The 23573-nt window shown below is 27.1% G+C and carries 18 protein-coding genes and 2 pseudogenes; all 20 read left to right on the forward strand.

Annotated elements, in window-relative coordinates:
- The first annotated feature begins 92 nt into the window (after nucleotides 1-92).
- On the forward strand, nucleotides 93-446 hold the full coding sequence (gene rbfA / locus J5A73_RS03820) for a 30S ribosome-binding factor RbfA (RefSeq protein ID WP_211616782.1): 354 nt from the start codon (nucleotides 93-95) through the stop codon (nucleotides 444-446).
- A gap of 34 nt (nucleotides 447-480) precedes the next feature.
- Nucleotides 481-1530 (forward strand): DHH family phosphoesterase, encoded by a 1050-nt coding sequence (locus tag J5A73_RS03825; RefSeq protein ID WP_249069383.1) that lies wholly within the window; start codon nucleotides 481-483, stop codon nucleotides 1528-1530.
- Nucleotides 1531-2132: 602 nt separating this feature from the next.
- Nucleotides 2133-3381: pseudogene (locus J5A73_RS03830) on the forward strand (RNA-guided endonuclease InsQ/TnpB family protein).
- Nucleotides 3382-3422: 41 nt separating this feature from the next.
- The gene (locus J5A73_RS03835; RefSeq protein ID WP_256438657.1) at nucleotides 3423-4097 is read left to right on the forward strand and encodes a DHHA1 domain-containing protein; all 675 of its coding nucleotides are present in this window, start codon (nucleotides 3423-3425) and stop codon (nucleotides 4095-4097) included.
- Nucleotides 4098-4158: 61 nt separating this feature from the next.
- The gene (gene tig / locus J5A73_RS03840) at nucleotides 4159-5445 is read left to right on the forward strand and encodes a trigger factor (protein WP_211616784.1); all 1287 of its coding nucleotides are present in this window, start codon (nucleotides 4159-4161) and stop codon (nucleotides 5443-5445) included.
- 436 nt (nucleotides 5446-5881) lie between these two features.
- Entirely contained in the window at nucleotides 5882-6457 is a 576-nt protein-coding gene (clpP, locus tag J5A73_RS03845) for an ATP-dependent Clp endopeptidase proteolytic subunit ClpP (RefSeq protein WP_211616786.1), read from the forward strand.
- Nucleotides 6458-6494: 37 nt separating this feature from the next.
- Nucleotides 6495-7745, forward strand: coding sequence for an ATP-dependent Clp protease ATP-binding subunit ClpX (clpX, locus tag J5A73_RS03850; protein ID WP_211616788.1), 1251 nt, complete (start codon nucleotides 6495-6497; stop codon nucleotides 7743-7745).
- Nucleotides 7746-7860: 115 nt separating this feature from the next.
- Nucleotides 7861-10224 (forward strand): endopeptidase La, encoded by a 2364-nt coding sequence (gene lon / locus J5A73_RS03855; protein WP_211616790.1) that lies wholly within the window; start codon nucleotides 7861-7863, stop codon nucleotides 10222-10224.
- Between the two features lie 274 nt (nucleotides 10225-10498).
- The gene (locus tag J5A73_RS03860) at nucleotides 10499-10813 is read left to right on the forward strand and encodes a hypothetical protein (protein ID WP_211616792.1); all 315 of its coding nucleotides are present in this window, start codon (nucleotides 10499-10501) and stop codon (nucleotides 10811-10813) included.
- Nucleotides 10800-11387 carry a nucleotide exchange factor GrpE gene (gene grpE, locus J5A73_RS03865; RefSeq protein WP_256438658.1) on the forward strand — a complete coding sequence of 196 codons (588 nt, stop codon included), beginning with the start codon at nucleotides 10800-10802 and terminating at the stop codon, nucleotides 11385-11387. The genes J5A73_RS03860 and grpE overlap by 14 nt, the downstream gene beginning before the upstream one ends.
- 5 nt (nucleotides 11388-11392) lie before the next feature.
- Nucleotides 11393-13018, forward strand: a complete 1626-nt coding sequence (locus J5A73_RS03870) for an Hsp70 family protein (RefSeq protein ID WP_211616797.1) — start codon at nucleotides 11393-11395, stop codon at nucleotides 13016-13018.
- Between the two features lie 88 nt (nucleotides 13019-13106).
- Nucleotides 13107-14081: a M48 family metalloprotease gene (locus J5A73_RS03875; RefSeq protein ID WP_211616799.1), complete on the forward strand. Its 975-nt coding sequence runs from the start codon at nucleotides 13107-13109 to the stop codon at nucleotides 14079-14081.
- Nucleotides 14082-14163: 82 nt separating this feature from the next.
- Nucleotides 14164-15492: a hypothetical protein gene (locus tag J5A73_RS03880; RefSeq protein WP_211616801.1), complete on the forward strand. Its 1329-nt coding sequence runs from the start codon at nucleotides 14164-14166 to the stop codon at nucleotides 15490-15492.
- Between the two features lie 481 nt (nucleotides 15493-15973).
- Nucleotides 15974-17278 (forward strand): sel1 repeat family protein, encoded by a 1305-nt coding sequence (locus tag J5A73_RS03885; protein WP_211616803.1) that lies wholly within the window; start codon nucleotides 15974-15976, stop codon nucleotides 17276-17278.
- Between the two features lie 20 nt (nucleotides 17279-17298).
- On the forward strand, nucleotides 17299-18033 hold the full coding sequence (locus J5A73_RS03890) for a hypothetical protein (protein WP_211616805.1): 735 nt from the start codon (nucleotides 17299-17301) through the stop codon (nucleotides 18031-18033).
- Nucleotides 18034-18090: 57 nt separating this feature from the next.
- Nucleotides 18091-18309 (forward strand): annotated as a pseudogene (locus tag J5A73_RS03895) (PD-(D/E)XK nuclease domain-containing protein); the annotation flags it as partial.
- Between the two features lie 229 nt (nucleotides 18310-18538).
- Complete coding sequence (locus J5A73_RS03900; RefSeq protein WP_211616807.1) at nucleotides 18539-20260, forward strand: AAA family ATPase; 1722 nt, start codon at nucleotides 18539-18541, stop codon at nucleotides 20258-20260.
- A gap of 309 nt (nucleotides 20261-20569) precedes the next feature.
- Nucleotides 20570-21286, forward strand: coding sequence for a tetratricopeptide repeat protein (locus tag J5A73_RS03905; protein WP_211616809.1), 717 nt, complete (start codon nucleotides 20570-20572; stop codon nucleotides 21284-21286).
- 367 nt (nucleotides 21287-21653) lie between these two features.
- A complete protein-coding gene (locus J5A73_RS03910) occupies nucleotides 21654-22610 on the forward strand; it encodes a hypothetical protein (protein WP_211616811.1) in 957 nt (318 codons plus the stop codon).
- A 105-nt stretch (nucleotides 22611-22715) separates the two neighbouring features.
- The gene (locus J5A73_RS03915) at nucleotides 22716-23426 is read left to right on the forward strand and encodes a hypothetical protein (RefSeq protein ID WP_211616813.1); all 711 of its coding nucleotides are present in this window, start codon (nucleotides 22716-22718) and stop codon (nucleotides 23424-23426) included.
- The last annotated feature ends 147 nt before the right edge of the window (nucleotides 23427-23573 follow it).

A 23573-nucleotide genomic window follows, 5' to 3' on the forward strand; every position in this document is an offset into this window, starting at 1 on the left:
AAAAATTTAAATAATTATTGTGAGAACAAGGGGATTTTTTTACCCCTTGTCAAAAAAATATAAATTAGTTTTTGAGAGAAAGGGGTGAGAATATGAATGAGAGAAGAAGACAAGGTCTTGAAAAAGAAATTTCAAGAATTGTTGGAATGATGCTTTTGACAGATATTGAAAATGAAAAGATAAAAAATCTTGTGTCGATTCATAAAGTTGAGTTGACAAAAGATGGTCGTTATCTGGATTTGACTTTTTCTATATTGGATTTGAAAAATAATGTAAATAAAGAAAAAATCGAAGCGGATTTGAATAAGTTAAAAGGTTTTTTTAGAAAAAAAATTGGTTCACATCTTTCGATAAGATTTGTTCCAGAAGTGAGAATCCATATGGATAACAGCGTTGAGTATGGAGTAAAAATATCATCAATATTAAATGATATTAAAAAAAATTAATAATATATTAATTTAGAAAGCGATTTAATTTGTGATGAAATGGGAATTGAAAAAATATGATATAAAATATTTGACAAAAAAAAGTTCAGAATTTGGCGAAAGTAAGCTGATTACTAGACTTTTGTTAAACAGAGGCATAGATACACGAAAAAAAGTTGAAAAATTTTTAAATACGAGTGAAAATGACTTATTAGATCCATTTTTGTTTGAAAATATGGAAAAAGTTGTTGAAAGAATAAAATTAGCAAAATTGAAAAAAGAGAAAATTGTAATTTATGGAGATTATGATGTAGATGGCATTTCAGGAGTTGCATATTTGGTTATTATGCTAAGAAAATTGGGATTGAATGTTGATTATTACATTCCAAATCGTGTGCATGAAGGTTTTGGAATAAATAGATCTACAATAAATTTTTTGAAGCGAAGAGATACAAAATTATTTATAACAGTTGACATTTCTATAAATAGCCGTGAAGAAATAACACTGTTAAAAAAGAATGGAATTGACATAATCGTAACCGATCATCACAGACAGACAACAGTTTGTGATGAAATGGAAATTTTAACGATTAATCCTAAAATAAGTAAAAGTTATCCAAATAAATATTTATCTGGATCTGGAGTCGCATTTAAAGTGGCTTGTGCTATTTATGAGAGACTTGGAATGAGTAAAAAAATACTTTACGATTATTTGGATATTGTTATGATTGGGACGGTTGCAGATGTAGTTCCGATGGTCAATGAAAATAGATTTATTATAAAAAAAGGATTAAATAATATAAAAAAAACAAAAATAAAAGGTTTAAAGTATATTATTAATTATTTGAAAATAAATCCGAAAAATATTACGACAAGTGATATTGGATTTTTGATTGCACCAATTTTTAATGCTCTTGGAAGAATTGATAACTCAAAAATTGTAGTAAACTTTTTTATTCAGGAAGATGATTTTAAATTGATTTCCATTATTGAAGAAATGAAAAGAGCTAATAAAATACGGCGTTATTTAGAAAATGAAATTTACAATGAAATTGAAGAAAAAATACAAAGGTTAAATAGACCAAAATATATTTTTATTAAATAGTACAAGAACACTCGCAACTTTAGTCGTGAGATGAATTGTACGAAAATTTTAGTAAGCATATAGGGAAACTTGTATGTAGACACAGAAAGAACTGTGCAACAAAGAAACTGAATTGCTGGGAACTCTTAAAGCTAGTATGACCACAACATAATACCTTCGTTCAAATATGGTATAAGTGTGAAGGTAGCGAAAGCAGAAAAAATATACTAGATGGTGCAAGGTTAAATCCTAAACATTATGATAATAGACAATCAGCAGCTAAGCCTGAAAAGGAAAGTTCAACGACTATCCCTCGTGAGGGGAGTACAATACAAGCGATTGGTATTGGAAGTGGTTTCGCCTAAGTCCTTGAAATAGGATATGGATAAGATATAGTCTGTGCTTGTTAGAGATAACAAGAAGTTCAAGGCTAATCTCCTTAATTTATTAAGGAGTATATATGCCAAGAGAACTGCATAAGTAGTAGCGCACTTGTGTGAACGACGCTTCCCACTGTTGTGGGGTTTTAAAAACTTTAAAAACATTTAAAAAATATTACTTTTTTGACAGATAAAATGTAGAATACATGGTATAATATCTCTGATGAAAAGGAGGTGATATCTATGTATTTAACTTTAAAACAACAGGTAAAACATCTTAGTAAAAAGGAGTTTAGAAATTTAAAATATTTATCTCATATAGCCAAGAACTTAACTAATGAAGCTATATATAATATTAGACAATACTATTTTAATAAGAAAAAGTATTTAAGTTATAATGAAAACTATAAAATGCTTAAAAACAGTGAGAACTGTTAAGAAGTTAAATTCTAATATGGCACAACAAATTCTAAAAGAAGTAGACGGAAGTTTCAAATCATTTTTTGGACTTTTAAAACTTGCTAAGAATGGTCAATATAATTTTAAAGATATAAAATTACCTAAATATCTTGCTAAAGATGGTTTTACAACTCTTGTTATAGGTTTTGTAAGATTAAAAGATGATATTCTGAGAGTTCCTTATTCAAATTCGTTTAAGAAAACTCATCAGGAAGTTAAAATTAAGCTGCCACCAGTATTAAAAGGCAAGAAAATAAAAGAGATTAGAATAATACCAAAACAACATTCTAGGTACTTTGAAATTCAATATACTTATGAGGTAGAAGAAGTTCAGAGGGAATTAAATGAAAACAATGCACTAGGAATTGATTTAGGCATAGACAATCTATGTACTTGTGTAACTAATAATGGAGCATCATTCATAATAGATGGTAGAAAATTAAAGTCAATTAATCAATACTATAATAAGATAAATGCAAAATTACAAAGTATAAAAGATAAGCAAAAGACCTCCCGCACAACATTAAGGCAAAAGAGAATAGCCAGAAAGAGAAATAATCGTATAAATGATTATCTTTCAAAAGCAGCAAGAATAATAATAAATTATTGTCTTAATAATGATATAGGAAAAGTAGTTCTAGGACATAATGAGGATTTTCAAAGAAATTCAAATATAGGAAGTATAAATAATCAAAATTTTGTAAATATACCATATGGAAAATTAAGAGATAAATTAATATATCTATGTAAACTATATGGAATAGAATTTAAACTGCAAGAAGAGAGTTATACATCAAAAGCAAGTTTCTTTGATGGAGATGAAATTCCAATATATGATAAAGAAAATCAAAAAGAATATATATTCAGTGGAAAAAGAATAAAAAGAGGACTATATCAAACAAGTAAAGGCTATCAATTAAATGCGGATTGTAATGGAGCATTAAATATTTTAAGAAAAAGTAAAGTTGTGGACTTAAGCGTCCTATACAATAGAGGTGAGCTGAACACACCTAAAAGAATAAGGGTAGTGTAAAGCTATCAAACTTCTTAGAAAATTTTTGAATATTTTTAAAGATTTTAGAACCCTGCGACTTTAGTCGTGGGAGGTTCAGGAAAAGTAGAAGTTGGCATTCTGGCGTTGTTGGCGTTGTTTGTTCAAGAATTTCTATAAAATATAACATACCTGTGATTCTGGTTTCAATAAAAAATGGGTATGGGAAGGCGTCTTGCCGAAGTATTGAAGGAATTAATATTTTTGATATGTTAAAAGAAATTTCTACAAAGTTGGAGCGGTTTGGAGGGCATGATTTGGCGGCTGGATTTTTGGTTTCGGAAAAATATCTTCTTGAAGTGGAGAGATATTTGCGGCAAAAACTGGTCAGAAAAAATCGGGAAGATGTGGAAAAAGTTTTAAATGTGGATTCTTGGCTAAATATTAAAAGTATTAATAAGAAAAAATTGTGCGATATAAATAGACTTGCTCCATTTGGTCTGGACAATTTAGAGCCAAACTTCATAGACACGGAAGTCGAATTTATAAAAATTTCAAAATTTGGAATAGATAATCGGCACTTTAAAGGGTTTGTAAAAAAAAATGATAGAATTATTTCTGTAATTGGATATAATTTGGGACATAAATTAAAAACTAAAAACGAAAATAAAAGAAAGTACCGAGTTATTTATACGCCGATATTTAAGTCAGTTCATTCTGATTTGTATATCGAACTTAGAATAAAAGATTTTATTTAAATAATAAATTAATTAAATTTAATTAATATATAAAATAAAAAAAATTAGGAGGAAAAATTAAATGGCAGTAAAAAAATTAGATGAAACAACTTACGAAGTATCAGCAGTTAGAGAAGGAGAAGAATTTAAACACTTAAAAGAACATGTTTTAGTGCATTTTAAAGATGCTAAAGTGGATGGATTCAGACCTGGACATGTACCTGCGAATGTTATTGAAAAAAACTTTAAAAAAGAAATCGATGGAGAAATTTTGAATCACATAATTTCTGATGAATATCAAAAAGCAGTTGCAGAAAATGAATTGAAACCAATTGCAGATATTAAATTGGAAAAATATGAAATTCAAGCAGATAAAGCTGAAGTTGTATTTACAATTCCTGTATTACCTTCGTTTGAATTGGGACAATATAAAGGACTAGAAGTTGAAAAAGAAAACTTTGAAGTAACTGATGAAAAAGTGAATGAAGAAATCGAAGGAATGAGAAAAAATGCTTCTAAATTAAAAGAAGTTGCTGAAGATGAAGAAGCTAAAAATGATGATGTTGTAAATATTAATTTTGAAGGATTTGTTGATGGAGTTGCATTTGATGGAGGAAAAGCTGAAGGATATGACTTGACTTTGGGTTCTCACAGCTTTATTGACACTTTTGAAGACCAAATCGTAGGACACAAAAAAAATGACGAATTTGATGTAAATGTTAAATTCCCTGAAGCGTATCATGCGGAAAACTTAAAAGGAAAACCTGCTTTATTTAAAGTAAAAGTAAATTCTATTAAGAGAAAAGAAGAAGCTGAATTAAACGATGATTTAGCAAAAGAATTAGGATTTGAATCAGTTGACGACATGAGAGCTAAAACTAGAGAAAATATTACAAAAAGAGAAGAAGCTAGAGTAGAAAACGAATTTAAAAATAAAATAATCGAAAAAGTTGTTGACGGAACAAATGTTGAAGCTCCAAGAGCATTAGTTGACAGAGAAATTGAATTCCAAATTAATAGATTTGCACAACAATTGCAAATGCAAGGAATTAACTTGAGTCAATATTTCCAAATGACTGGTCAAACTATTGACAAAATGAGAGAAGATTCAAGAGAAATGGCAGAAAAATCTGTTAAAACTGAATTAGTTCTTTCTGAAATTTCAAAAGTTGAAAATATCACAGTTACTGACGAAGAAGTTGACAACGAATTTGAAGTAATGGCTACAATGTATGGAATGGATAAAGCGACAATGTTGGATGAAGTTAAAAAATCAGGAAATTACCAAAGATTTGTCGATGAAGCAAAATATAGATTGGTAAACCAAAAAACTATTGATTTATTAGTAAAAGAAACTAAAGTAAAATAATAATTAATAAATTTTAATTGTTATATATTTTGATTTCAAAAGAATTTTGTGATATACTTTATTGCAAGATTCTTTTTTATATAATTTTATAAATTAAAATTATTGATTTTATGGGAATATTATGATATAGTAAAAATAGTTTGAAAAAATTTCAAAACTTCAAACTTCAAACTTCAAAATTTAAAAATTAAAAAAAATTAAACTTAAAAGAATTAAATTTGTAAAAAAGAAAAGAAAAGAAAAGAAAAAAAAACAAAAAAAATAGTATAGAGAGTAAAAGAAAAAAAGCAAAAAGCAAAAAGCAAAAAGAAAAAAAGAGAAAAAAAAATATAAAAAGAGAAAGAGAAAAAAAGAAAAAAAAGAAAGAGAAAAAAATATAAAAAACTAAAGAAAGAAAAAAAATAAAAAAAATAAAAAATGAGAAAAGGAGAGTTTTATGTCAGTATATAGTCCAGTAGTTATTGAAAATGACGGTCGTGGAGAAAGAAGCTACGACATTTATTCAAGACTGCTAAAAGATAGAATAATTTTTGTGAGCGGAGAAGTTGAAGATAATATGGCAAATGCGATTGTTGCTCAACTTTTGTTTTTAGATGCGCAAGACAAGGAAAAGGATATAGTTATGTACATTAACAGTCCAGGAGGTGTAATTACAGCGGGACTTGCAATTTATGACACAATGCGTCATATAAAATGTGATGTTTCGACAGTTTGCGTGGGACAGGCTGCCAGTATGGGAGCGGTTCTTTTGGCAGCTGGAACTAAAGGAAAGAGATATTCATTGCCAAATTCTCGAATAATGATTCACCAGCCGCTTGGAGGAGCAAGAGGACAAGCGACAGATATTCAAATTCAGGCAAGAGAAATTGAAAGAATGAAAGAAATTACAAGCAAGATTTTATCTGAAGCAACGAATAAATCAGTTGAAGAAATTTATAAAGATACTGAAAGAGATAATTTTATGTCAGCCGAAGAAGCTGTGGAATATGGATTAGTAGATAAGATATTATAAAAAATTTAAAAATTTAAAAATTTAAAGAGGTGACAAAATGCCAAAAGATAAGAAAAAATATTACTGTTCTTTTTGCGGTAAAGAAGAATCAGAAGTAGAAAGACTTATTCAAAGTCAAGAAGAAGAAGATGTATTTATTTGTAACGAATGTATAGAAGAAAGTGAACAATTACTTGAAAGTTTTAGAGAATATGACGAATTTGAAAATAGAAATAAAGAAATAACGCTTTTAAAGCCAGTTCAGATAAAAGCGAAATTGGACGAGTATATAATTGGTCAAGAAAGGGCAAAAAAGGTTTTATCTGTCGCAGTTTACAACCATTTTAAAAGAATTACACATAAACAGAATAAATCGGTTGACGATGATGTAGAACTGCAAAAATCAAATGTACTTTTGGTTGGACCTACAGGAAGCGGAAAGACATTACTTGCACAGACACTTGCTAAAACGCTGAATGTACCTTTGGCAATTGCTGATGCGACAACTCTTACAGAAGCTGGATATGTTGGAGATGATGTGGAAAATGTGCTACTTAAATTGATAAAAGCTGCAGACTATGACATCGAAGCTGCTGAACACGGGATTATTTATATTGATGAAATAGATAAAATTGCTAGAAAATCGGAAAATATGTCAATTACAAGAGATGTTTCTGGAGAAGGGGTGCAACAGGCGCTGCTTAAAATTATCGAAGGGACAGTTGCGAGTGTGCCGCCACAAGGTGGAAGAAAGCATCCAAATCAAGAGATGATAGAAATTAACACAAAAGATATTTTATTTATCGTCGGTGGAGCATTTGAAGGGCTTGAAAGCAAAGTTAAAAATAGAATTAATGAAAAAAAAGTTGGATTTGGATTGGAAACTGAAAATGTTAAGTTAGACGATTTGACTTTGTTTGAAAATGTGCTTCCTGAAGATTTAATTAAATTTGGTCTAATTCCTGAAATAATTGGAAGACTTCCAGTTATTACGGCGCTTCACGGACTTGATGAAGAAGCTATGATTAAAATACTTACTGAACCTAAAAATTCGCTTACTAAACAGTATAAAAAATATTTTGAGATGGAAAATGTGGAGCTTGTATTTGAGAAAGATGCGATTGTTGAAATTGCTAAACTTGCATTAAAGAGAAAAATTGGGGCAAGAGGGCTTCGTTCGATAATTGAAAATGTTATGACAGACTTGATGTATGAAATTCCGTCTGAAAAAGATGTAAAAAAAGTTATTATAACAAAAGAATCTGTTACAGATAAAAATAAAGTGGAAATCGAAAGAAAAGAAAAATAAAAAAATAAATAAAATATAAATAAATAAAAAAAGAGTAAAAAATAAATAAAATAAAAATAAAAAAAGAAAGTTAAAAATTTAAAAATAAAAAAATTTGATTATGAAAGGGGAAAGAATGTCAAATAAACCATATATAGCGACAAGAGAATTGGTTATATTTCCAGAAACTGTAACACCAATTTTTATTGGAAGAGAAGCTAGTTTAAGAAGTTTGGAAGAAGCGATAAATAATTTTGACGGGAACTTAGTTCTTTCGATGCAAAAAGATGCGGAGATGGAAGAGCCAAACTTACCTAAAGATGTTTATACGACTGGTGTCTTGGTAAAAGTGATTCAATCTGTTAAAATGCCAAATGGAAATATAAAAATTTTGGTTGAATCTAAATCTAAAGTTGTAATAAATAAATTTGATAAAAAAAATAATGTTATTTTTGGAGAATATGAAAAAATATTTTTAAAACCTATTTCTGAAAGTAAATCTCAGGCTTTAAGACAAAAGGTTTTGGAAAAATTTTCAGAATATGCGCAAAAGACACAGAAAATTTTACCTGATATTGTTCAAAATATAAATGAAATTGAAGATGTGGAAAAAGTTTTTAATTTAATTTGTACACATTTACCAATAAAAGCAGTTACAAAGCAGGAAATTTTAGAAATTACGGATATTGAAAAATGTGCTCTAAAAATTTTGGAAGTATTGACTGTTGAAATGGAAGTATTTGTTCTTGATATGAATATTGAGAGTCGTGTGAAAGAACAGATGGCAGAATTACAGAAAAATTACTATTTGCGTGAAAAAATTAAAGTTATAAAGGATGAGCTGGGCGAAGAAATTGATAACGAAGAAGATGCGCAGGAATTGGACGAAAAAATTAAGAAGACTAAAGTTCCGAAAGATTTGAAGGAAAAACTTTTGAAGGAAGTGGCAAGACTTAGAAAAATGCCAGATTTTTCTTCGGAGGCGTCGGTTATTAGAAGTTATGTTGAAACGGTCTTGGATTTGCCTTGGAGCAAGTCTACGAAAGATGAGATTGACATTGAAAAAGCTAAAGAAATTTTGGACGAAGATCATTATGGTTTGCAAGAAGTTAAAGAGAGAATTTTGGAATTTTTGGCGGTTAAAAAGTTGAATAATACACTAAAAGGTTCGATTATCTGCCTTGTTGGGCCTCCAGGTGTTGGAAAAACTTCACTTGCGCACTCAGTTGCTCGTGCAATGAATAGAAAATTTACGAGAATTTCACTTGGGGGAGTTAGAGATGAAGCGGAAATTCGTGGACATAGAAGAACTTATGTGGGAGCTATGCCGGGTAGAATTGTAAATTCACTAAAACAAGTTGGAGTGAATAATCCAGTTATGTTGTTTGACGAAATTGATAAAATGGCGTCTGACTTTAGAGGAGATCCAGCATCTGCTATGCTTGAAGTGTTAGATCCGGCACAAAATAATAATTTTGAGGATCATTACATTGACCACACTTTTGATTTATCTAAAGTATTTTTCATTTGTACAGCAAACGACTTGGGTGGAATTCCAGGACCGTTGAGAGATAGAATGGAAATCATTTTTATTGAATCTTATACAGAATTTGAAAAATTGAATATTGCAAAAAAATATTTGATTCCGCAAACTCAAGAAGAAAATGGATTGAAAGATTATAAAATTCCATTTTCAGAAAATTCAATCTTAAAAATTATTAACGAGTATACGAGAGAAGCTGGAGTTAGAAATTTAAGAAGAGAAATTGGGAAACTATTTAGAAAGATGGCTAAAGAAGCGGTTCTTTCAAAAACTAAAAAATTGTCGGTTACAGAAACAAAAATTAAAAAATATTTGGGAAATGTTAAATTTAGACCAGATAAAATTAGAAAAGAAGAAGGAAAAGTTGGAGTTGTAAATGGACTTGCCTGGACGGTTGTCGGAGGAACTACTTTGGAAGTTCAAGCGGTTAAAATGGACGGAAAAGGAAGATTGCAGCTTACTGGAAAATTGGGAGATGTAATGAAAGAATCTGCACAAGTTGCTTATTCTTATGTGAGATATATAAAAGATAAATTGCAAATAAAAGAAAATTTTTATGAAAAATGCGATGTTCACTTACATTTTCCTGAAGGAGCTGTGCCAAAAGATGGACCTTCTGCAGGAATTACAATAACTACAGCGATAATTTCTGTCTTGACAAACAAAGAAGTAAGACAAGATGTGGCAATGACTGGAGAAATCACAATTACTGGGGAAGTTTTGGCAGTCGGTGGAATCAAGGAAAAAGTCATAGGAGCTCACAGAGTTGGGATAAGAGAAGTTGTGTTGCCTTTTGACAATAAAATTGATACAGAAGAATTGCCAAAAGAAATCTCAAGTCAAATGAAGTTTTATTTCGCTAAAACTTATGACGATGTAAAAAAAGTAGTTTTTAAAGATGAAAAAAAATCGAAAAAAGCTATAACTAAAAAAACAGCAAAAAAAGAAGAAAAATAATATATTAAAAGTCAGATGTTTTATACATCTGATTTTTTTTATAAAAAATAGTTGACAAAAAAATAAAAATAATGTATAATCATTTTACAATTACGGTAAATTGTAAAATGTTAAAAAATATATATTTAAAATAAAACAAAATAAACAGTAAATAAATAAAAATTTTTAAAAAAGTAGTTGACAAGATTTTAAAAATGTTGTATACTGTTTTCATAAAAAAGTAATGTGTTTTATGTTGAAGAAATTTTTTTAAGAAAGGAGTTTGTGGAGAAAATTGTCAAAATTTAAAAATCCATTGAATTTTTTTAAAAAAAAAGAGAAAAAGAAAGAGGATGAAAAAGTGGAAGAGAAAAAACAAAAACAAGAATACGATTACAGTGGTACAAAAATAGCAAATGGTTCTAAAATTGTTGAAGATAAAAAATTTGATGAAGCTTGTAAAAAAATGAAAAATAATGAAAAAAAAGAAAAAATTGAAAAAGAAATAAAAGAAAGTGAAGTAATTGTTAATGAAGAAAATTCTGAAAAAAAAGAGAAGAAGAAGTTAATGAAACTTCAAAGAAAATGTAGAGAAGATTGTAAAAACTGAGCAGAGAGAAACAGAGACAAAATCAGAAGCGAAAAATGATGAAAATTCTGAAAAAATGTTTGAAGAAATAAAAGCATTAAATGAAAAAATAGCAAATTTGAATAATATGTTTTTGAAAAAAATTCAAAGTATGGAGTTTGAAAAAAATGTAGTAAATGATCTTCATAAAGAATTACAAGGATATAAAGACGATCTTTATTTCAAATTGATAAAACCTACTTTAATGGATTTAATTGATATGAAAAATAGTTTTAAAAGAGGAATTGAAAACTTTTCACAAAAAACTGAAGCAGAAAAAATTAATTTCTTAGAAACTTTTATCTTTGAAATTGATACGATTTTGGAAAAAAATGATATAGAGATTTATGAAACTGATATAACAAATGAACAAAATTTTAATGTTAAAAAACAAAAAATAATAGAAAAAATAGAAACAGATAAGAAAGAAAATCATGGAAAAGTTTTTAAAGTAAAAAGTAATGGTTATATTTACAAAGGGAAAGTAATTTCACCTGAAAAAGTGGAAGTTTATGTTTATAATGAAAAAGCTAAAGAAGAATTGAAGGGAGAATAATAAAAATGTCAAAATATGTATTTGGAATAGATTTGGGAACAACTTACTCTTGTATAGCTTATGTGGATGATAGAGGAATAGCACAAATAATTAAAAATAGTGATGGGAATACTACAACTCCATCAGTGGTAGCATTTGATGGAAAAACTATAACAGTAGGAGAGGCTGCAAAAGAAGAAGCGGTATTGAAGCCTAATGAAACAGTGTCATTGGTAAAATCAAAGATGGGAAAAACAGATACTGTAATTAAATATAATGGAAAAAATATATCACCAGAAGAAGTTTCATCATATATTTTGAAAAAAATAGCTAATGATGCTTCAGAACAATTGTCAGAACCAGTTAAAGATGTTGTAATAACTTGTCCAGCATATTTTGGAACTGCAGAGAGAATGGCTACTAAAAAAGCTGGAGAAATTGCCGGGTTAAATGTATTAGAAATTATTAGTGAACCGACAGCTGCAGCTTTAGATTATGGATGTGCAGAAACACATGATGATAAGACTATTTTAGTTTATGACCTTGGTGGTGGAACTTTTGATGTGACAATTATGAGAATAACTTCTGATAGAATAGAAGTTATCTGCTCTGACGGAGATCATGATTTAGGTGGAAAAAACTGGGATGCATTATTAATGAGATATATTTTAAAAGAATTTGAAGAAAAGAATGGATCTGTTGAACTTGATGCAAGTTCTCAGCAAGATTTAAGATTAAAAGTTGAGAAATTAAAAAAGCAGTTAAGTTCGAAGCCACAGGCTAGCAGTATGATTGACATTAATGGTAAAAGGCAAGTCATGAAGTTAAACAGGGATGAATTTGACAGTATAACTAATACTTTATTGAGTCAAACTTTAAACAAGACAGAAGAAGCAATAAAAGTTGCAAGAAGTAAAGGATATGATCAAATTGACGAGATACTTTTAGTAGGTGGATCAACTAGAATGCCACAAGTTAAAAATGCATTATCTGAAAAATATGGAGAAGATAAAATTAAAGTATTTGATCCAGATGAAGCTGTAGCAAAAGGAGCAGCAATTCATGCAGTAAATGTTTATGTAAAAAATCAAAAAGCTCTTGAAGATAAAACTTTTATTTCTTCAGAAAGAAAAAATGATTTGAATCCTAATGATTATGAAGAAGACTTAAAAGTTGACGAGAGATCAATGAGTGTTGGTGGAGCTCAAAGAGAAATAATTATGGCGACAACAAAGAGTTTTGCTGTAAAAGTTACACATGAAGATAAAACTGAAGAATGTGTAAATATGATTATAAAAAATGAGCCTATGAAAGAAGGATTTATAGAAGTTTCAGATGAGTTTTATACTTTATTTAGAAATCAGGCAACTGTAAATATACAAATATATGAAAATGATTATATGGATAAAAAATTTGATGTAGATGAAGAATTTTTTCTTGGAAATGCAATATTAGAATTACCTAAAAATCTTCCTGCTGGTTCACCAATTCAAATTACTATGAAATTAAGTGGAGAAGGAATTTTGGAAGTAACTGGTTTAGATAAAGTTGAAAATAATAAAGTAAATGTAAAAATGGAAACAAAAGGTGTAATGTCAGATGAAAAATTTGAAGAAGTAAAAGAAAAAGTAAAAGGAATGACAGTACTTTAATATTTTTTTGAAAAAAAGATATATTTTTTCAGTAACTTAAAATATGTAAGTTATTGAAAAAAATTATAAATGAAGGAGAAATGCAATTATGTATGTAATAGAATTTTTTAAAAGAATATTTAAAATGAAAAATTGGGGGATATTGTTGTATTTGGTTATAAATATAGTTGTAGTTGTAATTATATTTGCTAATGTTTTTACTTTAATTTTTGCAAATGATGGAAATATAACTCCCGTTATGGCGATTATGGCAATTATATTTGGAATAATAATGTATATAATTTCAATTTCAATAGCATTATCTCCAATAGGAGAATGGCTGCTTAGAAAATTAAATAAATGTGAAAAAATAACAAGAAAAGAAGATCTTGATAGATTAAAACCGTTATTTCATGAAGTTTATGAAAGAGCTCAAATACTTGATCCGTCAATATCACCTAATATACAATTATATATAAATGATGATAAAGAGCCTAATGCTTTTGCGACTGGTAGAAATACAATTTGCTTGACTCGTGGATTATTAGAATACTCAGATGATGAGATAAAAGCAATTTTTGCTCATGAATTTGGACATCTTCATCATAAAGATACAGATTTAATATTGCTTATAACTGTGGGAAATTTTATTATTAATATAATGTTTGTCTTGATAAGAATATTAACTTTTGTATTAGGATTCATACTTGCTATGTTTGCTGGAGGATCCCGTAGAAGAAAAAGAAGATGGGATGGAAGTTATGAAGAAACTACAGATTATACATCATCAATTGCTATTGTAGTTATACTTGATGCTATTTTGGTAGGATTATTTAATATTTGGACTAAAATTGGAACTTTGCTTGTTTTACAAAGTAATAGATCACAAGAATTTGAGGCTGACAGCTTTGCTAATGATACTGGATATGGGTATGACTTGGCAGAAGCATTAGATCATTTAGATGGTTACTCTGGAGAAAAATCTAAAGGATTGTTTCTTACATTGATGTCAACGCATCCAAGTACAGATCAAAGAATAGCAAAACTTCAAGAATTGGGAGTTCCTTATGAAAGAGTTAATTAAAAAATAAATATATAAAATTTAACAAAAAAGTTCCCCAAAAATATTTTTGGGGAATTTTTGTAAGTTAGAAAGGAAAAATGAAATGGCAATTGAAAATAAATCATATGATGAATTTTGCGAGATTTTAAATAAAAAAATTAATCTTGGGGAATTAATTACAATTGAAGAAAATTTAGAAAATTTAGGAATGAAAGATAAAACTTTAGAAGATTTTTTGGAGGAAGAAGGAATTTTTCAAAGAATGAGTAAAAGTGAAAAATTGGAAAAAGTTGGAGAATTGAAAAACTTTTATTCAAAAAGAAGAGGAAGTGGAGCTTCTGAAAAAAGTAAACTATTAGAATCATATAGAATAATTTTAAATGATATTAATAAAGAAAAAGAATATGATAATTATTTGAAAAAAGCAAAGTATGCTGGAGTAAATAAAATACTTAAAAATTCAAAAGAAGTGTATAAAAGGGATGGAATACTGAGACTAAATCAAATAGAAAATTATGTTTCACAAATTAATTTAAAAATAAAAAATGAGTCAGATGCACGAAATATATTTTATGGATTCTGCAGAGAAGAAGGAATACCTTATACTGTTGAAAGAGATTATAAAAATACTGAAAATGAAAATAGAAGGTCACAAGAAGATAGGAAAGAAAGATATAGAAAAAATTATAATTCAAATTCAAATGAGAATAAAAGTGAAAGAGCAGAAGTTAAAATGAATGCAAAAGATGCGAAGGTATTATTTTATTTAAGCTTAGTTTGTCTTTTTTTGGGGAAGATTATGGAATTAAATGTAATTGGGTTAGTAATAGTGACAATAATATTTACAATAATATTGCTTATCTATATAAAATCTATATTAATTAAAAAAAGCAGATTATTAAATTATAGATATCCCTTTTATTATTGTTTAATTTGTATACTAAATATAGTATTGATATATTTTTTTACAACGGCAAAAATGATTGAAATATCACAAGCATTTGGAAACGCCATTATTATTTTAGGAAGTACAGGAGCAGCATTTTTAATAATGTCTTTAATAAAAAATTGTCCGTATGTATTTGATGAGAATTTTGAAGTAACAGAGAAATCTCAAATGAAAATATCGTTTTGGATGAACGGAATATTTCTATTGATTTTTCTTTTATTTGGTTTTTTGATTTTAATTAATGATTATGATTATTTAAACTTATTTAAGGTGTTTGGTATAATACTAGTATCATTAATGACTTGTCTAAATTTTGAGAATAAAAGCAGTTCATATTATATATGTTTATTAATGTACTTTATACTTGTATTTTTGAATTTTAATAATATGTACGAAACAACCCCCTATAATATAGTACTTGTGGTTTTAATAATTTTAGTACTTTATAGGATAAAAAACATTAATCCTTATAATAAAAAATAAACTGAATAAATAATAAAAAATTATTCGAAACTATTAAAATATGAAGTTTGATATTGTACTAGATTCTATTTTATGAAATAGTGCAAGAACAGTCGAACTTTAGTTGTGAGATAAATTGCACGAAAATGTTAGTAAGCATATAATTGTAAATAGTATTAATTATAAACTTATGAATATTTTATATTTTTAATAAACTTTTTTATATTTTTATGTTGAACTTGCTTTTTAAAACAGTAAATATATTTATTTGAATTTATCCCTTAATTATTGAAATATATAAAATTATTAAAAAAAATTGACTATTTTTATAGTTTATATTATAATGTAATGATAACAGAAATATATTTATTGTTAAAATCAGTAGAATAAAAAAAACTAAAATTAGAGACTACTATAATTAAAATAATTAATGCTTTGAAATATTTATATTTTTTGATATAATCAAAAAGAGAGAAAAGTTAGTTAGGAGAGTTAAGTTATAATGGCAGAAAAAATGTCTGATGAAAAAGCTTATGAAGAATTTTGTAAATTTTTGAATAAAAGAATAGATTTTAAAGAATCAATTATGATAGAAATAGAATTGGAAAATTTAGGAATGAAAGATAAAACTTTAGAAGATTTTTTGGAAGGAGAAGGAATTTTTCAAAGAATGAGTAAAACTGAAAAATTGGAAAAAGTTGGAGAATTGAAAAATTTTTATTCAAAAAGAAGAGGAAGTGGAGCTTCTGAAAAAAGTAAACTATTAGAATCATATAGAATAATTTTAAATGATGTTAATAAAGAAAAAGAATATGATAATTATTTGAAAAAAACAAAGTATGTTGGAGTAAATAAAATACTTAAAAATTCAAAAGAAGTGTATAAAAGGGATGGAAGACTGAAGCTGAATCAAATAGAAAATTATGTTTCACAAATTAATTTAAAAATAAAAAATGAGTCAGATGCACGAAATATATTTTATGGATTTTGCAGAGCGGAAAGAATACCTTATGATATTCAAGAGAATCAAAAAAATCAAAGTCAAAATCAGAATCAAAACCAAAGCGAAAAAGAAAACGAAAGAAAAAATCAGTCAAGCACAGGCTCTCAGTCACAACAGAGAAATACTGGTCAAAACCAGAATAACAATGGCAATAACAGAAATAGTGATAATAGAAGCAGTAATAATAGAAATAATAATAATAATTGGAAATCTGACACGAAAAAGAAAAAATCAAGCGGAGCTGCATTTGTTTGGATAATAGTAGCAATGCTGACGATAGTGATTGCAGTATTAGCTATTTCGAAAAAAGATAATCAAAGACAAGAAAATAGATCACAAAATGTTCAACAAGATATTTCGCAAAAGCAAACTACGAATAATACACCAAAAGAAGAAGTTTCTAAAGAAGTATCCAAAGAACCTGAACAAACAAAAGAAATACCTGAAAAAACAGATGAAGAAAAAGGTGAAGAATTTTTAAATAAAGGGATATTAGAATATGATAAAGAAAATATCACTAATGCAATAGTATATTTTAAAAAATCTGCTCACTTTAAAAATGCAAGAGCAATGTATTTTTTAGGAGAGATTTATTATAATAAAGGAGAAACTGAAGAGGCTATGAGATGGTATAAAGATGCTTCTGATAGAGGTGATTTAGATGCAGCAAAAAAATATAATGAATTAAATAATCAAAATTATCAAGAGAATAATACACAGTCTGAAGATGACAATCAAACAGACGATGATTCTTCTCAATCGGATGAAGATAATTCAGAATCGAGTTCAAATGAAACAGAATAAAATAGGAGATAGGAAATATAATGGCGAAGAATACTTTTGATGAGAAAGTTTACAATGAATTTTGCGAGATTTTAAATAAAAAAATTAATCTTGGGGAATTAATTACAATTGAAGAAAATTTAGAAAATTTAGGAATGAAAGATAAAACTTTAGAAGATTTTTTGGAAGGAGAAGGAATTTTTCAAAGAATGAGTAAAAGTGAAAAATTGGAAAAAGTTGGAGAATTGAAAAACTTTTATTCAAAAAGAAGAGGAAGTGGAGCTTCTGAAAAAAGTAAACTATTAGAATCATATAGAATAATTTTAAATGATATTAATAAAGAAAAAGAATATGATAATTATTTGAAAAAAGTAAAATATGCTGGAGTAAATCAAATACTTAAAAATTCAAAAGAAGTATATAAAAGGGATGGAATACTGAAACTAAATCAAATAGAAAATTATGTTTCACAAATTAATTTAAAAATAAAAAATGAGTCAGATGCACGAAATATATTTTATGGCTTCTGCAGAGAAGAAGAAATACCTTATACTGTTGAAAGAGATTATAAAAATACTGAAAATGAAAATAAAGAGTCACAAGAAGATAGGAAAGAAAGATATAGAAAAAATTATAATTCAAATTCAAATGAGAATAAAAGTGAAAGAGCAGAAGTTAAAATGAATGCAAAAGATGCGAAGGTATTATTTTGTTTAAGTTTAGTTTGTCTTTTTCTTTGGATAACTTTTTTTGTTTTTTATTTTAACAATATCTAGCAAGAAGTCTCCCGCTTCTAAAAGCGGGAGTAGTTCACTAAATCACATAAAAAAGAAGGGATTATTTTTGAATTTAAAATTTTGAATATTGTGGAAAAACTGAGTGAAGATAAAATTAAAGAAAGACTTGAGAAAGAATGTGAAATTGCACTTAAACAAATTGATGGGAAAAAATATGTTTCAGTTTTGAGAAATGCTGGGATTGAGAGAGTTTTGAAAATTGGGGTTGCGTTTTATGGGAAAGAAGTTGAAGTGAAATTTGACAGAAAGGCATAATATTATAATAAAAAACTAAAAAATAATTAAAATAAACTAAAATAAATTAAAATAAATTAAAATATAGATTGATAATAATTGTAAACTTAAAAATAATAATATTTTTTAAGTTTACTTTTTTTATTAAAAAAGAAAATAATTATCTCAAATTAAAGAAAATAATAAATTTCTCAAAATTTTTATTTTATTTATGAGTATGATATAATATTAAGAAAAGGGAGGCGATAATATGAAAACTAATAAAAAAAGAAAACTTCCGATAGGAGTATCTGATTTTAAAAAAATTATTCAAAATGATTATTACTATTTTGATAAAACGAAACTAATTGAAAATATTTTAAATGAAGGTTCAGAAGTAAAATTATTTACTCGTCCAAGACGGTTTGGGAAAACATTGAATATGTCGATGTTGAAATACTTTTTTGATGTTAAAGATAAAGAAGAAAACAGAAAATTATTTGAAGGATTTAATATTTCTAAAAGCGAGTATTTTGATAAACAAGGGGAATTTCCTGTAATTTCGATTTCGTTTAAAAATTACAATAAAAATGATTGGGAAAGTGGCTTTAAGTCTGTAAAATCGATAGTTTCAGATATTTATGCAGAATTTGAATATTTAATGGAACATTTGAATAAAAGAGACTTGAAAAGATTTGAAGATATTTGGCTTGAGAAAGATGAAGGCGACTGGGAAAAATCATTATTGAATTTGACAAGATATTTGTATAATTATTATGGGAAAAAAGTTATTATTTTAATTGATGAATACGATCAGCCAATAATAAATTCATACATAAGAGGCTATTACAAAGAAGCTATTGACTTTTTCAAAAACTTTTATGGCACAGTTTTGAAGGATAATGAATATCTTGAAATGAGTGTAATGACTGGAATTTTGAGAGTTGCGAAAGAGAATATTTTTTCTGGACTGAATAATATAAAGGTTCATAGTATTTTGAATAAAAGATTTACGGAATATTTTGGAATTTTGGAAAATGAAGTTGAAGATGCATTGAAAGATTTTGGAATGGAATATGATTTGCAGGATGTTCAAAAGTGGTATAATGGGTACTTGTTTGGAGATACGAAAGTGTATAATCCTTGGTCGATAATTAATTTTCTGGATGAAAGAAGGCTTGGGGCTTACTGGGTGAATACAAGCGGGAATGGGCTGATTCAATTGTATTTGCAAAGAATGAAAGAAGAGATTTTTGATGAATTTTCAAAACTTTTGAATAAAGAAAAAATATTTGAAACGATTAATGACAGCATGACTTTTGGAAACTTGGAAGCCGATTTTGAGAAAAATATTTGGAACTTGTTTTTTCATAGCGGATACTTAACTTTAGCTGAAGAATATAATGAAAGTGACGAAGAAGCTTATTTAAAAATACCGAATGAGGAAATTCTGAAGATGTTTTCCAGAATGTTTATTGAAGTGTATTTTGGTAGTCCGAAGAATTTTTTAAAATTGACTAATGCATTAAAAAATGGAGATATGAAAAACTTCAAAATGGAATTAAATGAAATTTTATTAGAAAATGTAGGAATTTTTGATGTGAGCGGAACTTATAAAGAGCAGTTTTATCATGGACTTATGCTTGGATTGGTTTTAAAAATGAGAAATGAGTATGAAATTTCGTCGAATGGGTTTGCCGGGAAAGGACGATATGACTTGCTTTTGAAGCCGAAAAATATTTTTGATAAATTTAATAAATCAGATAAAAAAGAAGGGATTATTTTTGAATTTAAAATTTTGAATATTACGGAAAAACTGAGTGAAGATAAAATTAAAGAAAGACTTGAGAAAGAATGTGAAATTGCACTTAAACAGATTGACGAGAAAGAATATGTTTCAGTTTTGAGAAATGCTGGGATTGAGAGAGTTTTGAAAATTGGGGTTGCGTTTTTTGGGAAAGAAGTTGAGGTGAAATTTGAAAGAAAGGCATAATATTATAATAAAAAACTAAAATAAATTAAAATATAGATTGATAATAATTGTAAACTTAAAAATAATAATATTTTTTAAGTTTATTTTTTTTTATAAATTTTTTTGTTAAAAAATAGTGAGAGATAAAATGTATTATAAAAATTATTTTTTTTATACTTAAAAAAACAGTAAATAAAAGTATACATTTTTTAAAAACATATTGACTATTTTTATTATTTGTAGTATAATAAAAAACAGAAAAAATATTAATGTTAATAATTATAGAAAATAAAAAATAAATTTAAAAACTTAAAAGGAGAATATAGAAAAATGAAAAATATTAAAATTAAAAATAAAAAAATAAAAGTTGCAATGGTAATTGGCGTATTGGCAGTATCAGGATTTTCCATATATAATTATATAAATACAAGAGATGAGAGATACATTGATAAAGGATCAAAATATCTTGATTTAGGGAAAAAAGAAGAAGCAGAAAAATGGTTTAAAAAGGCGGTAAAGGAAAATAAGTATATGTCTAGTCTTGTTGCAAGTATTTATGAAGTAAAAGGAGATAATAAAGCAGCTGAAGAATGGTATCTAAAATTGGCGGAAGACGGAGATTCAAAAGCGATGTATGATTTAGGAGAGCTTTATAATAAAAAAGGAGATAAGGAAAAGTCTAAGATTTGGTATATAAAAGCAATAGAAAAGCAAAAATCGGAAGAAATTGGATATTTGGACGCAATGATTAAATTGGGAGATATTTATTATAAAGATGGAAATAAAAAGGATGCCAAAGAAATGTATGAAAATGCGGCTAAAAAAGGAAATCCAGATGCAATGGCTAAATTAGGATCAATTTATTATGAAGAAGGAGATATTTCAAAGTCGAAAGAGTGGTTTGATAAATTTAAAGATGAGGAAAATATAAATATGGGAATGAAGTATTATATTAAAGGAGATAAAGAGAAAGGAAAAGAATTGCTTCAAAAATCAGCTGAAAAAGGAAATTTAGATGCAAAAAAAATATTAGAAAAAGTAGAGTAAAAAAATTCATCATAATAAAATAAAAAAAATTAAATAATATATTTGGCTAGTCATGCGCAGATACTTATCAAGAAGCTCTCGCTTCTAAAAGCGGGAGCAGTTCATAATATATAGTAAACTTAAATTATTTATGGTTTTTAAGTTTACTTTTTTTTTATATATTTTTTAAAATAAAACATAATAAAATGTATTAACTTTTTATATTTTAAATAATTTAAAATAAAAGTAAATAAAAATATATAAAAAATTACAAAAAATTATAAAAAAGTCCTTGACTTTTGAAAATAAATATAGTATACTAATTTTGTAATTAAAAAACAGTAAATAAAAATACTAATAAATAAATATAAAAAAGGCGGTTAAAATTATGACAGAATTTAACAAATATTTTGAAGACACTTTTTTAATTGAAGGTGGATATGACGGTAAAGAAATTGATAAATCTTTTCGTTTTGACCAAAATAATAAACATGCGACTCCAAAAGATGTTTTTGATGTTATAAAACAAGCATTTGAAGATGGACAGGATATGGATAAAGTGGAAGCATTTATGAGAAAGCTGGATATAATTGGAAAAGATATGGTTGACAATACATTTAATTACCTAGACAGTAACTTTTATGAAAGTTTGCAATCTTCGTCTTTTGAAGTAAGTGGACAAGTTATAGAGATTCCCCATTATTTGACTGATACGGGGAAATTGAGAACGGATAGTTTACAAGAATTATGCGACCAAAGTAATGTTCCATCAAAAATCAATTTTAGAAATGTTGTATTTGTGATAAATAATAAAACATTTGAAGAATTATATGAAATAATGAATGCGACTGCAATTAATTTTGATAAAGGAATAAGATTTCGAAACTTTTTTAGAGAATCTGGAATGGAACAAGAGTGTAAGGAAAGCGAAATAAGAAGAAAAAACGAAGCATTGGACATAATAGCGCCGATAAAACATGATATGGGTAATGGCAGATATTACATAAATACACGATTAAGAGATGAAATGGCTGAAAAGATGATAGTTCACGGACCTGGAAAAGTGATTGGAGCGGGAGCCACAGTTGCTGGAGAAATGGCTAAAAGTATTGTAAAAGGGAATCTTATAGTTGGTGTGGTAAAGTTGGCATTAAAGTTGGGAAAAGATTCTAAAATTAGAAAAATGACGGGTGGAAGAAATCACTTTGATTATGAAACTTTTCAAAGAATGAGAAAAAAAGATTATTATAATACGAGTTTAGATGAAATAAAAGAAGTAGATATAAACAGAAAAAAAAGAAAATCATCGCAAATATGTCAAATTATAAAGAAAATGTATGGATAAAATAAAAGTAAAAATAAAAGTAAAATAAAAAAAAATAAATAAAATAGTAAAAAAATAAAAAAGTAAAAAAATAAAAAAGTAAAAAATCAAAGGAGAGGATCAAAAATGAGAGAAGAAGAAATAAATGAAAGAATTAGAAAGATGAATGAAAGAGCTGACAAAAATGGAGTTGAAAGATTAGAAATATGGAAAACACTTGTAATATTTGCTGTATGTATAGCACTACTTACAGTTGGAAAAAAATCTTTAATAAATTTTGGAATAACTTTTAATGAAAAGTTTGATGCGAGACTTATTTGGGTATTTATTATAATTAGTATAATATTTTCAGGATTTGAATTTATGAGAACAACTTGGAGAGTTATTGGAGAAGTTTTTAATATGGGTATAAGATTGGGATTAACTTGGATTATACTTCAATTGAAAGATACATTTTTCAAATATGATTTTATAGATGTAAAAATATGTTCAGCAATTCTAATTATTGTATTATTTGTAGCAATATCACAAGTTAGATATGACTTAAAATTGTTTTTTCCAGTATTGGCAGCATATGCGTATCCTTGGTTTATTGGATTTAGTCGTGAAATCGAAGGAAATCCAGTGCATACAAGAGTAATGTTTCTGATCATTGTTGCAGTACAAATTCCTACTATGATTAAAAACTATTTCGAATGGTTAAAAAATTTATCACCTGAGGAACATGCTAGACTTGCAAGAGCAGGAAGAATGAGAGAAGAAGCAAATCAAAGAGAACGAGATCGTGTGATTGAACGCCAACAAGAAAGATGGCACAATGAACAAAAGTGGCATTAAATTAATAAAAAATATTTCAAGAGACGAAAGTCTCTTGTTTTTAATTTAATTAATATAAAAAACAAAATAATAAAAATATTTTATTATAATCTAAAAATAAAGTAAATAAAAATATATAATTTTTAGAAAAAATTTTCTTGACTTTTT

It is taken from the genome of Leptotrichia sp. oral taxon 218, from assembly GCF_018128225.1.
GTDB lineage: Bacteria > Fusobacteriota > Fusobacteriia > Fusobacteriales > Leptotrichiaceae > Leptotrichia.

Bases quoted from the DNA above. Each gene is read 5' to 3' on its own strand.
- clpP (WP_211616786.1), top strand. From the start codon at position 5,882: ATGTCAGTATATAGTCCAGTAGTTATTGAAAATGACGGTCGTGGAGAA.
- clpX (WP_211616788.1), top strand. From the start codon at position 6,495: ATGCCAAAAGATAAGAAAAAATATTACTGTTCTTTTTGCGGTAAAGAA.
- rbfA (WP_211616782.1), top strand. From the start codon at position 93: ATGAATGAGAGAAGAAGACAAGGTCTTGAAAAAGAAATTTCAAGAATT.
- J5A73_RS03910 (WP_211616811.1), top strand. From the start codon at position 21,654: ATGACAGAATTTAACAAATATTTTGAAGACACTTTTTTAATTGAAGGT.
- J5A73_RS03875 (WP_211616799.1), top strand. From the start codon at position 13,107: ATGTATGTAATAGAATTTTTTAAAAGAATATTTAAAATGAAAAATTGG.
- J5A73_RS03885 (WP_211616803.1), top strand. From the start codon at position 15,974: ATGGCAGAAAAAATGTCTGATGAAAAAGCTTATGAAGAATTTTGTAAA.
- J5A73_RS03900 (WP_211616807.1), top strand. From the start codon at position 18,539: ATGAAAACTAATAAAAAAAGAAAACTTCCGATAGGAGTATCTGATTTT.
- J5A73_RS03825 (WP_249069383.1), top strand. From the start codon at position 481: ATGAAATGGGAATTGAAAAAATATGATATAAAATATTTGACAAAAAAA.
- J5A73_RS03870 (WP_211616797.1), top strand. From the start codon at position 11,393: ATGTCAAAATATGTATTTGGAATAGATTTGGGAACAACTTACTCTTGT.
- tig (WP_211616784.1), top strand. From the start codon at position 4,159: ATGGCAGTAAAAAAATTAGATGAAACAACTTACGAAGTATCAGCAGTT.
- lon (WP_211616790.1), top strand. From the start codon at position 7,861: ATGTCAAATAAACCATATATAGCGACAAGAGAATTGGTTATATTTCCA.
- J5A73_RS03890 (WP_211616805.1), top strand. From the start codon at position 17,299: ATGGCGAAGAATACTTTTGATGAGAAAGTTTACAATGAATTTTGCGAG.
- J5A73_RS03905 (WP_211616809.1), top strand. From the start codon at position 20,570: ATGAAAAATATTAAAATTAAAAATAAAAAAATAAAAGTTGCAATGGTA.
- J5A73_RS03880 (WP_211616801.1), top strand. From the start codon at position 14,164: ATGGCAATTGAAAATAAATCATATGATGAATTTTGCGAGATTTTAAAT.
- J5A73_RS03915 (WP_211616813.1), top strand. From the start codon at position 22,716: ATGAGAGAAGAAGAAATAAATGAAAGAATTAGAAAGATGAATGAAAGA.